Source organism: Bifidobacterium tissieri (assembly GCF_002259645.1).
In the GTDB taxonomy this organism is placed as follows: Bacteria; Actinomycetota; Actinomycetes; order Actinomycetales; family Bifidobacteriaceae; genus Galliscardovia; species Galliscardovia tissieri.
This window is the reverse complement of record NZ_MWWV01000003.1, coordinates 101268-113953: the sequence shown is the minus strand read 5'-3', so window position 1 is coordinate 113953 and position 12686 is coordinate 101268. Positions and strand designations below refer to the sequence as shown.

Here is a 12686-nt window from a genome sequence, read left to right as displayed (position 1 = left end):
CGTCATGGATCAAGTCGCATATGACGAGTGGGGACGTCAATCGATGTTGATCGCCGCCATGACGGAAAGGGAATTTGTATGAACGCACAACACAGCAACCAGCCTCTTAGCGAAGTCTCCAGGACCGCCGACTCCACGCGCGCACGTCGTCTGCTGGTCTCCGGGGCCAAGGTGCTGCTGTTTGCCGGACTGATGTGGGCGTCGGCCGCGGCCGGTGAGATTCCGGTGCCGGGCACGCCGGTGCCGATCACCCTGCAGACGTTCGTGGTGATGCTTGCCGCACTGACGCTCAGCTGGCGTGAGGCCGGCTCCTCGATGGCCGTCTACCTTGCCGCCGGTGCCGCGGGTCTGCCGGTGTTCGCGGGTGGCGCGTCCACGGCCGCACTGTTCGGTCCGAGCGCCGGATTCCTGATCGGCTTCCTGCCCGGCGTGATCGTGGCCGCCCTGCTGCGAGGCAAGGCACGCACCGGTTCGGTCGCCCAGCGTGCGCTCACTGCACTGCGCTACTTCGGTGCCAGCCTGATCGGCTGCGTGGTTGTGGTGTATGCGTTCGGCTTCGTGATCCAGTCCGCGCTCACCGGTGCGCCGATCGCCACCGTCGCGCTCGCCTCGATGGGCTTCGTGGCCGGTGATCTGATCAAGGCCGCCGTCGCATCGCTCGCTTGCGCCGGCTTCTCCGGCTTCGCCCGTCACTGATTTCACCGCTGGTCGTCACTGGTCCCACTGATCCCGCTTGGTTCTCTGCAGCGTGGGATACTGCAGAGAACCAAGCGGGATTGATTAGTCGACTGAAAACACCCTGACGTGGCAGAGAGTGTGGAATATGACGTATTTTGCGTTCTCTGCCAAAGGCCGTGGCAGAGAGTATGAATACAGCGCGATCTTGCATTCTCTGCCACGGGCTGTGGCAACGAGTTCAAATACTGCGTGGTTCTACGTTCTCTGCCACATAATCATGGTAGAGAACGCGAATACACCACAATCCTGCATTCCCTGCCACGGGCTGTGGCAGCGAGCATAAAACATAGGAAAATCCATATTCTCTGCCACGTAATTCATAGACCTATCGTCATCATGCGCCACACTGGCGTGGCAGGCAATGACAAATCACGCGATATACAGATTCTCTGCCACACAGACGCGTCCAATATGCAGTTCCTCCGTGGCAGAGAACGAAGAAATAGCGCATTGTTGCGTTCCCTGCCAGAGGTCGTGGCAGAGAATACAAAAATACGAACAATCAACGTTCCCTGCCACAAAACCAGAGAACTCGCATACAACACCCAATGCAGAATCATCACCACAGTGCGCATCCGACGCAAGTGTGTGCCAAACCCACAGTCAAGAACACGCTTCAGTGCACATCCAACACACGCGTGCGACAAACCCGCAGTAAGGAACACGCCTCAGTACACATTCAACACACACGCAAAGCAAAGACCGCGCCGAGCGACCGGCACAACCTCGTTTTTACGCATCCAACACACGAGCGAAGCAAACCCACACTAAGCAACACCCTTCAGTGCACATCCAACACACGCGTGCGACAAACCCGCACTAAGGGGCACGCCACAGTGCACATCCGACGCACGTGTGCGACAAACCCGCACCCAAGGGCACGCCTCAATGCACATCCAACACACGTGTGACGAACCCGCAGGCGCGTGAGACATAGTGGCGATAAGTCATAGTGGAGCGGCCTAGCTCGAGTCGTCAAACCCAAGCCAGGCCGGAACTCCATCACAGGATCATGGCATCACTCGCCGCGGCGCTTCATGCGTTCGTAGGCGATTGCGGATCCCAGCGCGAGCACTGCGATGCCGCCGCCGGCGATCGCCCACATGCGCGCATCACCGCCGGTGAACGGCAGACTGCTCACCACGCCCACGTTCACGAATGTCGCGGAATCGGCACCCGTATCGGCAGAACCCGTCACGCCCGCCTTCTCATAGGCGATGCTCACCACCGGATTCGCCGCTGGATTCACGGTGATCGTGACGTTCCACACATCCTTCGAGTAGACGAGTCCGCCCTTGGTGCCACCGGTGCGAGGCTCGCCATCGGTACCGATCTCCGTGATCGTGTACGTGTAGGTCGTCTTCCCGGTCACGTTCGCGAACGCGATGTTCCCGTAGTTCGCTGACTGAGTCTGATCAGTACCGTTGCCGGTGATGCTGATGTCACAGTACTTGTCCTGCGCAACGGTGCCCTGATTGATGCAACCGGCAGTCGGCAGCGGAGCCGACGCCGCATCGTCACCCGAGCCGGCCAGTCGGAACGTGAACGCCGCGCCGTTGGCCCAAGTTCCGTTCTGCACGGTCTTGGTGACCTTCGGCGCACCAACCGGACTCTTATCGTCGCCGATCATGCCGCTGATCTCACCGTCACGCACCGGGTGAAGGACCGTATTATCCGTATTCACCTTGTCCGACGTGGGAATGGTGAACGTGTACTCGTTGGGATTGAGATCGTACCCGTCGGGCGCGGTCTCCTCCTTGAGCGTATACGTGCCGGGGGCCAGTCCGCGGATGAGGAACTTGCCATCGACCTTGTCCTGATCGGCGTAGGTGTATCCGTTGCCGTCGCTGTTGGTCGGGCAATGGCCGTTCTTGTCGGGCTCATTCTCATCGTTGACAGGCACGCAATCCGTGATCGTCTTGGAGAAATCACTGTCCTTACGGGTGAGCGTCCACTTGGATCCGGCGAGCGGTGTCGGATTGGTCTTGTCGGCGTCCGCCGCGTCGATCTTTGTCCATTCGACCGCGAATATGCTGTTGCCGATCTCGTTGTCAGGCAGCACGTCTCCGCCCTGCACGCTGATCGGCGGGGAGAAGCTCTGCGCGTCGGCCGTGAACGTGTAGGTTTTACCGGACAGCTGATATCCGTCCGGCGCCTTGATCTCGGTCAGTGTGAACTGTTCCCCGTCTTTGAGGTTGTCGATGGAGAAGACGCCCGGTTCGGGGTTCATGTCCTTGCCCACGTATTTGGTCTGATCACTGCCGGTGTTGTCGGTGACGATCAGTGACGGCGTGGTGCTCAGGTCGAATTTGCCGGTCGTCGCGTTGTAGTCGTAGTGCCAGCAGTAGTTGATCGTGTACGTGACCTTATCGGTGTATCCACCATTCCAGCTCTTCTGCTCGTCGAGCGTCAGGCAGTTGGACGGTTCCAGATCCCATTGGTTCGCGCCCGGACCGGTCACCTTCCACTCGGATCCGGCGATCGCAGCCTTGGTGTCGGCGTCGATCTTGGTCCATGTGGCGGCGTCCGGCGTGGCGAAGATCACGCGCCCGTTGGATCCGAACGCGCCGCCGGACAGTCGTGCCGCATTGTGCTTGAACAGCACACGCGCGTTCGTCCACGCGGCGTTGAGACCTGCGTCGTTCGTGGGGATGGCCTTCAATGCGATACCGCCCTCGGTGTCAGCAATGCCGTGCTTCTTGTTGTCCCCGTGGGCCTGCTGCAACAAAGCAGGCTCTTGTTCCACACGAGTGGCTTCGGCGTATCGCAGATATTTGCCACTGCTCTTATCAGGCGCATCGCTGCCGTCATGCTTGTACGCTCTGACGGCGTTTGCCCCCTGACCGCCATCCTTCTGCTGATATTTGTCGGCGAAACCGCTGGTCATGGTTTCCGGCTGACCGTCCCAGTACCAGGTGACGGCAGCTTTGTCACGATTCGTGAACCATGTGTTGAGCAGCTCGAATGCGTTATAGGTGATCTTCCCCCACTGGCTCTTCCACCCCGGGTTCATCAAAGCCAGATCGTCGCCGGCCTCAGTGGGGAATCCCGTTTTCTCTTCGTGATTTTCCGGGTTCTCGTCGATCGATTCGTCCACAGTGTTGTTGAGCAGTGCGATATTGCCGCCCTGCGAAGCACTGGCGTTGCCGGACGGACAGAGCCACAGACCGCCGCCGAAATGGCCGGCCTTGTTGAGGGTGGCCACGGCCGGTGCCACGTACGTGGTGGAGTCCTCCTCGGTGTAGATGGCACCGCCTAGATAGCCGGACGTGTTGTTGATGTATTCACCACCGAGGATGAATCCCTTGGAGTTGCCGTTCTGCAGGAAGATCGCACCACCCGCGCCGCCGTGTCCGATAGTTCCCTTGGTATCAGTGGTACCGGAGGTCGTCTCAAGACCGGTGTTATCAGTGAATTTTACGGTGTTGCTATCCTCGATTCCCGCCCAGTTGCCGTCGAACAGCGGTTTGTCACCGTTCTTGTTCGACACGGTGAGCGATCCCTTGGCGTAGACCGCACCGCCACCGCTCATGTATGCGGTGCTGACGGTGTGGTTGCCGGTGAATTTTCCACCGGAGATTGTCATCTCGCCGCGATCCTGGGAGATGGCACCGCCACCCTGGCCATCGCCGTTCCCCTTGGCCGTGTTCTTTTCGAACTTCGGTATCGTCTTTCCGCCGTCCCCCGATGTGACCACCAACGTTCCGTTGTTGTGGATCGCTCCGCCCTTGGTGCCGGCCGTGTTGCCGGAGAACGTACCGCCGTCCACGAGCATGGTGCCCTTGGTCGAGTCCTGCATGATCACACCGGCGGCCATATTGGACGTATTGTTCGTGAACGTGCCGCCGTGGACTTCGATTCGTCCACCGTCGCCCTCGTTATACACTACGGATCCGCGTTCGCTCGTGTTGGTAGAGAACGTGCCGCCGCTGATCACGATGGTGCCGTTCGTCTGATGAACGAGGCCGCCATTGCCATTCGTCGTGTTGTTTGTAAACGACCCGCCGTTGATGGTCACCGTGCCGCCGTTGCTCTCGGCCACCGCGCTGGCACCAGCCCGCAGCTTGGTGAACGTGCCGCCGTTGATGGTCAGACTTCCGCCGTTGTTCAGATGAACCAGCGATCCGTGTGCCTGATCGTCGGTGTTGGTGAAGGTAAGTTGGTTGTTTTCATCATCACCGATGACAATGCTGCCGCCGTTCTGCACATCGAACAGCTTGCCGGATCCCGACCACGTGAACTGATGTTCACCGTTGGATACGATAGTCAACTGGCATGCGACAGTAGTGTCATTGCCCTTGTTGTCCGCATTGAGAGCGATGTCGCCGTTGACGATCACTCGCTTGGTCTGTCCCGCAGTGCAGGGGAATGCCGCCTGCAGAAAGCTCGCGGCGTCATTGACCGTGGCGTCCGGCTCCGCAGCATTGGCCGTCACTCCTACTGCCAACGGACCTATGGCCAGAGCCGCCACTATGCCGGCAAAACCAGCCAATACACGCTTTGCACCCATCAAATTCAATTCCTCGTTGCTCTTCTCTCGCGTTGCGTCACGCACGCAAATGTCGTCATTACGACTGTCGTAGTCGTTCGACGTTGCTGATTGTCATTCCTGACTATGAATGGCCGACAATCGCCATCGACCATTCACAGCCGGTTATTAGTACACGTTCATATAAACCGAGTTTGCGTCCGGACCATGCAACGTATAGCCCGGACGCAAACTCAGTTACTACCCGATCAGATCAGGCGCGCAGAGCACGCTTGGTGGAACGGGACTTGAGGAACACCGTACCGGCAGCAGCGGCCAGCAGCACGCCGACAGCCGAGAACAGGATCGTTCCAGCAGCACCGGTAAGCGGCAGCTGCGTAATGGACTTCACGTTCTTGACGGTCACACCGTTAGTCGTATCCCCGTCGACAAGGCCCCAAGTGTCATTCGTATCCACGTCGTATGCGGAAACCGTGCCGTCCTTGCCAATGGTCACGGTGAAGGACGGCAACGCGGTCTGCAGATAATCGTCGGCAGCCTTGATCTCCTCAACGGTGTACGTACCTTCAGTCAGAGCCTGCACAATCACAGAACCCTGAGAACTTCCACTCACAAAGAAACCAGCTGCCTTCCGATCAACATCATCCGTCGGCAACTTCGTAACATCAGGCTTGGTATTCGTCCAGGTCCAGTTGCTGTTGGAGTACAGACCGTACTCGCCCTTATCGTTCTTCACCACGAACACGGCATTAGCAACCGGCAGATTATTGGCATCCTTCTTGTGGAAGGTAAAACCACCCTTGTGGGTTTCGACCGAGTTGCTCTTAGCATCAATGACACCGGCACCGATCACACCATTGGAGTTCTGAATTGTAGGGGCGGCATTGTCGATCTTGGTACCAGCGAGGAAGGGGCCATTCTCCACCCACACCAACTTCGAATTTTCGTCATCGGTGACAGTCACTTCGCCGCTCTGATCGACAATCAGGTACAGACCTGCGCTTTCAAACGAGAAAGTCAAGGTCTTACCGTCATTGGAAGCGTCAGGCGTAATGTCAGTCTCTGCAGAATTCTTCAGTGCGTCCACAAAGCCCTTAGTCTGATCAGTCGTCCACGTGCCGGAAGTCGTGCCAAGCCACTGCCATGGGTCATTCCCATTCTTAGCAGCATCATAGCCAGCCGCCGCGAATGCGGCATTGGCCGCGTCACCGGTGATACCATCAACCAGCTTGATACCAGTTCCACTGGCATTGGGAACCGCCTCATAACCTGCAAGCTTGACGTACTTGAATTCACGCAAATTCTTCTGCAAATTCTGCGTATCAACGGGCTTAGTGTAAAACTGCTGAGCATCCGATGCCGTTACAGTAATCGTTTTGTTGTCCGCAAAGCTCACCGGCTCAGCCGCGCTGGCGGTGCTGATGCCGAGGGCCATGCCGCTGAGGAGTGTGGCCGCGGCGGCGAGGCCTGCAAACAGTTTCTTCATAGTCATAGCGAAATATCTCTCTTTCTGCTCCGCTATTGCCATTGATTCCTGCACTCGCGGCATAGGGCACAACATCGCACCCCCATACCCGACCACACGAATCGAGGATTACCCCCACACATACAGTTATACCCCCGTATGCGAAACAAATCGAATTCGAGAAAAAGTTCACATTGACTTTGTTCACAAATCATAACGCCACTTGAGCGTTCGTATTTTTGCAAGAAATAATACATCTGACATCATGCAAATGATACCTTTTATACCCCTTTACCCCCTATTCTATTGCGCACCACACTCGGCGCACCGCACATGATCCTCCGCAATACAACAGCACCCGCCGCATCAATATGGCTTCAAGCATTCACACGGCCCGACACCATCGCAGACAATCCACACTCCCAGCACACCAAGCCTCATATTTCAATTGATAACCACCACATCCAACCAACATCCGATCTCTGTTAGTGCACCCCACACACACAACCCACAATCCCGACAATTACGGTATGACCAACCTACAATTCGGGAGTGTCTCTTTAAGTGTGTAACTGGTCTTGGTCGCATGCGTGCGTCGGATACGCACTGGATCGGGTTTCCTACTGCGGGTTCGTCCCGGATGTTCGTCGGATACGCAGCGAAGCACGTCCTTCAGTGCGGGTTCGTCGTATACGGATGTCGAATACGCAGTAAAACGTGCCCCCTAGTGCGGGTTCGTCACAAACGTGCGTCGGATACGCACCGAAGCGTGCCCCTCAGTGCGGGTTCGTCACACGCGTGCGTCGAACAAGCACTGGAGCGTGTCCCCCGGTGCTTGTTCGACGTCTCTGTGCGTCATATGCGCATCAGGGCGTGCGTCCGGTGCGGGTTCGTCACAAGCGCGCGTCGGATACGCACCGGGGCGTGTCTCCGGTGCTTGTTCGGTGCATACGTGCGTCAGATACGCACCGAGGCGGAGAACCGTCTTTCTGCAGGTCGTCACTGCTTCGATCGGCGCTGCTCTCAAGCGAGAGCCCCTTCCCGCCGGCCTCGCGACTGGCAGACAAGACCAGTCACACACCCACCAAGACACTCCCTATAATTCTCATGATTTTGGCCCCAGTAGATAACCGATGCGCCCCTGTACACAAGTTCGGTTATTCCGCGTGAATCCTTACAATCGGTGACGATGACGAGCACAGTACATACCACGGAACATACCACGGACACAGCCGGCGCGGCAGACGCGGCACGCAGCCAGCACGAATCGACGGCGCCGCGCGCACCCCACACACCTCATACGACCAGCGCGCCCAGCAGCACATCATCCAGCACACCCGAACCACCGCGCATGGTACGCATACTGTGCTGGACGGTGGCGGTACTCGCCTGCCTATGGCTGGCGTTCTGCTCCGCGGTCGGACCGATCTATCGCGCCGACGGGTCGATCGCGGAGTTCTCGATCTGGAACGCGCTGCTCGGCGCGGTCATGTTCTGCGTCTATCTCACGATCGTGCATGTACTCGCTTCGATCGGCGGTCGGAGGCACAGTCACACCGCCCGCAATCACACCGCCCGCAATCACACAATCCCCAGTGTTGTGCACACCATCCACACCGTCAGTGGACAAGTCTGCGGATTCCTGCGCAGAATCGCACGCCCGGCGATCACCATCATCACCAGGCACGAGCGCACCATCATACGCCATACCAACAGCACACGCCGCATCTTCACGGTGCTGGTCGTGGGATGGGCGTGGTGCTATATCACGCTGCTCAGCGCGTTCGGCGCGGACGTGTTCTCACAGATCCGCGAATTCACGTCGTTCTGGCAGCAGTCGCACGGCAATCCGCAGCCATACCTCGACGGCACGCAGATCGTCAGCACGATCATGGACGTCTACCCGACCGCGCATTATCTATGGCCGGCCGACCCCACATTCCTCACGAACCAACACAACATACTGCTCACATTGCTGTACGGCGGCATGGGCTACGCGAGTCAGACGCTTATCGGCGCGCCCGACGCAGGACTGATCATCCTGTCCGGTATGCAGTTCCTGTTCGCCGCGTTCTGCTGCGCGGCGACGGCGAATCGATTCCTCAACCGTCCGTTTGCGGCGGGCGTCAGCGGCGGCACTGCGCCGGCCGTCAATGATTCGTCCGCCAGCTCTACCGGAGTGCCGACCGTCGGGACAACGACTGCGCCGGCCACCACCCGCGTGATCGTGTTCGCACTGCTGCTACTCAACCCGATCGTGATCTTCAGCACGATCTCACTGACCAAATCGCCGCTGTTCGCATTCGCATTCGTCTGGTGGTTCGGCGCACTGTATGAGCTGTATGCCACGTCCGCATACGGCGGCACGACTGTCTGCGACGGCACGATTGCGTACGACGGCACCGACTCCCCCGCCACTGCGGCACCCCCCACCAAACCACGCCGCATCACGGTGATCGCGCTCGCACTCAGCACACTTGTCATGCTGGCGAGCGCCAAATACGGCCTGTACATCGTGGCGCTGCAACTTGTACTCGCCCTGCTCGCCGACCGCAAACGCTGGCGTACATACGTGATCGCCCTGCTCATTCCGCTCATCGCATTCCAGGGCATGATCACCACGCTCACCGCCACGAACACGATCATCGGCGGCGATCCGATCGAAAGCAAGGGCGTGCAATTGCAGCAGATCGGACGCATCGCCCAGCGCGATCCGGACAGCATTCCGGCGAGCGCTCGCGAGAAGATCGCCCCGATCATCGATCTCGATGGCGCGGCCAAGGCGTACTTCCCCAACGACGCCGACCGTATGAAATCGTCGGGCAGTTCCGAGAGCAAGACCATCGCCTACCAGTGGCGTACGGTCACCGCCGACGATATGAAGGATTTCAACAGCGCCTGGCTTGACATCGTCAAGGCGAGTCCGGTGGTCGCGATCGACGCGCTACTCGCCAAATGCTACGGCTATTTCGACGTGTTCGACGTGCCGTATGTGTCGGCGATCTATTACGTGAACAACGGCAAGGTGCAGAACGATACCGCGGTGATCAGCCGTTGGAATCATGACTGGCGGAACGCGGTGGCGGGATTCGCAAACGGATGGTCGCATATTCCCGTGCTCGGCTGGCCGATTCACGGTAATTTCTGGACGATCCTCACGCTTGTGGTCGGTGCCGCCGAGGTGGTGCGACGTCGTTGGCGTGCGCTCGCCTATCATCTGCCGATGCTGCTGCTTATGGGCGTGATGATCACCGCTCCGGCGAACAATTTCGACCGTCATATGCTCCCGCTGGTCTTTTGTTTCGCCTTCCTGGCCCTCTGGTTCCGCCGTGATAGCGGGGATGCGCCTGAGGTGGTCGATCGATCGCAAGCGAGTCGTTGAGCCGAATCTTGCATCGGAACACGTTCTCGCGCGACTGAACGATACCGTCCGCCGAAGAGGTGCCGACTATGCTGGGGCGTATGGCATTTTCAGTTCGTTCCGCGTTTTCGAGAGGTAGTCGCAGCAAGCAGTCGGCACCGGTGCCTGATCCGAAGCCTGTCGGCGACGCGGCGGACAGCGTGCCGGACGACGTCGGCAATGCCGACAGCACCGACGGTGCCGACAAAGCTACGGATAGGACGACAAGGGGCACGACCAGACCGACGGCGACGACGGGAGCGGAAGCGGCGAACCATGTTGGTCATGCCGAACGGACTGGTGCTGGCGATTCAACCAGTGCACACGGGACGATGGCCGGTTCGGCGATAAGCGATTCGTCCAACGCCGTCTCCGAACGATCCACTTCCGCGGCAAGAACGCGGACGACCAAACGCACCCGGCATATCGTCGTCACCGAGGTTGTGCCTCCGGCTTCGGAAAGCGAAAAGGCGCGGTCCAAGACCAAGTCCACACAACCGCGACGCCGCACCACCGTCCGAACCAAGCCGATCATACTCAACGATGATCATGGGTCCGATGCTGCCGATGTATCCGCGACGACCAGTGCACACGGTGTTGCATCGGCATCGGCTGTGGGTTCGGCATCGGCTGTGGGTTCAGCGACGGCGGTGCAGAAGACATCGCCCGCGCAGGAAACACCGTCTGTGACGAGTTCACCGTCCGCGACGGCGTACAGGGCCTCCGCATCCGGGGACTCATCGGGTTCCGCGAATTCCGCAGACGCCTCCCCCGCATCCGTTTCCGCGTCCTCCGTGGCCGACGAAGCGGAACAGCTGGCCGCACGATTCCGTCGTCGGCAGCCGCATGTCGAGCCGGTCGATCTGCCGCCCGCACTGCGGGAACTCGTGCGCGAGGCGGAGCTGCAACTCAACACCGATCTCGCGTGGTATCGCGCGCTCAGCGTCGCCGACAAAAACCAGCTGCGTATGATCATCGAAACGGCCGTGACGGATTTCGTCGACTGGTTCTCGCAGATCGACGCATCGGCGTTCGCTGATTCGCTGGATGTCGATGCCCACGACGGCGATACTGGCAACGGCAGGCACGGCACCGACTCCGGCAGCGCGGACTCCACCAATCCCAGCGCCGCTTCCGACACCGATCACAGCGTCGACACAGACCACAGCGCCGACACCGACCACGCGTCGCCCACGTCCCGCAAACCACTATCCTCGGCCGATATCGCCGACGAATTCCTGCACCCGTCCACCGATCACATCTTCTTTGTGGCACCGCTCGAATTCACCAAGTCGATCACACTCAATCAGACGGTGGACCTCACGCGGTTCATCGTGGACGTGCTCGAACGCAACGTCACGCGCATCGCCAAACCGGGGCGCGAACAGGACATGCGCAACGCCATGCTCTATTATTCGCGCGAAGTGGCGTTCTCGGCCGCCACCGTCTACGCATCATCGGCGCAGGCGCGCGGCGATTGGGATGCACGACTCGAAGCGCTCACCATCGCCGATCTGCTCGACGGCGTGACCAGCCATCAGGTGTCGTCGCGCATGAGTCTGCTCGGATGGTCGAACGAATTCCACTGCTTCGCCATGGCCGGGCATATGCGTAGTCATACCGGCGATATCAGTCTGAGTATGGCACATCGTCAGATCCGGGAAGCCGTGCGATCATTGGGTGGCGAATGTCTGATCGGCGAACATGAGACGCTGATGGTCGCGCTGATCGATCCTCGCAACAGTGGCGAGCCGGAGGACTATTTCCAAGCGGTGGCGGAGTATTTCGCCGATGATTCGCCAGTGAGCATCGGGCCGGTACGTGAGGGACTCGACGGTGCCGCGTACACGTTGCGTGCGGCGGTGAACAGTCACCGTGCGTCGCGTTGCCTGACCGATCTTCCCCGGCCGTTGCGCAGTGACGACGTGCTGCCCGAACGTGCGCTGCTCGGCGATGCCGACGCCCGACGTGAACTGTACGACAACGTATACAGTGTGCTACGCGGCGACGATACCGAGAATCCGCTGCTGCTTACGCTGTCCACGTTCCTGCGGTCCGGCAATTCGCTCGACGCTACCGCGCGCGAGCTCAACGTGCATCCGAATACCGTGCGATACCGACTCAAGCGGTCGGTGGAGGTGACGGGCTGGGATCCGATGAATCCGCGCGAGGCGTACGTGCTGCTCACCGCCATCAAGATCGGTCTGATGCTCGACGATTGATCGGTAGCGACGATCATTTGTTCATTCGGCCCGGACGGCACGGATCGTCAACGCGGATGGCACGGATACGCTGCGGGTTTGTCATCATTCATCAGTGGATCCGCAGCGAACCAGCACCCACACTGCGGGTCCGTGCTGGTCTATCAATGAACCCGCAGCGAACGAACCGCCACGCTGCGGGTTTACGCCAAACCAACTGCACACCCGCAGCGAACGGATTCCTGCGCTGCGGGTCCGTATCTCAGCCACACCCAATCCGCAGTTAATGGCCAATGATGATCGTGATGATCAAGCTTTCCGGGGACATTTCGGCATGGTACCGTTCCGGAAAAGAAAAAGAAGGGCCCCGGAACGTGACTGTGCACTGTTCCG

5 protein-coding genes are annotated in these 12686 nt (G+C 59.3%); 3 read left to right on the top strand and 2 right to left on the bottom strand.

Going from position 1 to position 12686, the window contains the following annotated elements; translation table 11 throughout:
• Nucleotides 1-78: 78 nt before the first annotated feature.
• The gene (locus tag BTIS_RS02115; RefSeq protein ID WP_094662212.1) at nucleotides 79-696 is read left to right on the top strand and encodes a biotin transporter BioY; all 618 of its coding nucleotides are present in this window, start codon (nucleotides 79-81) and stop codon (nucleotides 694-696) included.
• Nucleotides 697-1756: 1060 nt separating this feature from the next.
• Here the strand turns inward: BTIS_RS02115 and BTIS_RS02110 are convergent.
• Together BTIS_RS02110 and BTIS_RS02105 are read right to left on the bottom strand one after the other, a co-directional pair.
• The gene (locus tag BTIS_RS02110) at nucleotides 1757-5248 is read right to left on the bottom strand and encodes a prealbumin-like fold domain-containing protein (protein ID WP_094662210.1); all 3492 of its coding nucleotides are present in this window, start codon (nucleotides 5246-5248) and stop codon (nucleotides 1757-1759) included.
• Between the two features lie 232 nt (nucleotides 5249-5480).
• Entirely contained in the window at nucleotides 5481-6755 is a 1275-nt protein-coding gene (locus tag BTIS_RS02105) for a SpaA isopeptide-forming pilin-related protein (RefSeq protein ID WP_223848134.1), read from the bottom strand.
• Nucleotides 6756-8043: 1288 nt separating this feature from the next.
• Between BTIS_RS02105 and BTIS_RS02100 the strand changes: the two genes are divergently transcribed.
• Nucleotides 8044-10074: a DUF6020 family protein gene (locus BTIS_RS02100; RefSeq protein ID WP_143248839.1), complete on the top strand. Its 2031-nt coding sequence runs from the start codon at nucleotides 8044-8046 to the stop codon at nucleotides 10072-10074.
• A gap of 80 nt (nucleotides 10075-10154) precedes the next feature.
• A complete protein-coding gene (locus BTIS_RS12020) occupies nucleotides 10155-12314 on the top strand; it encodes a PucR family transcriptional regulator (RefSeq protein WP_158216812.1) in 2160 nt (719 codons plus the stop codon).
• Nucleotides 12315-12686: the final 372 nt, after the last annotated feature.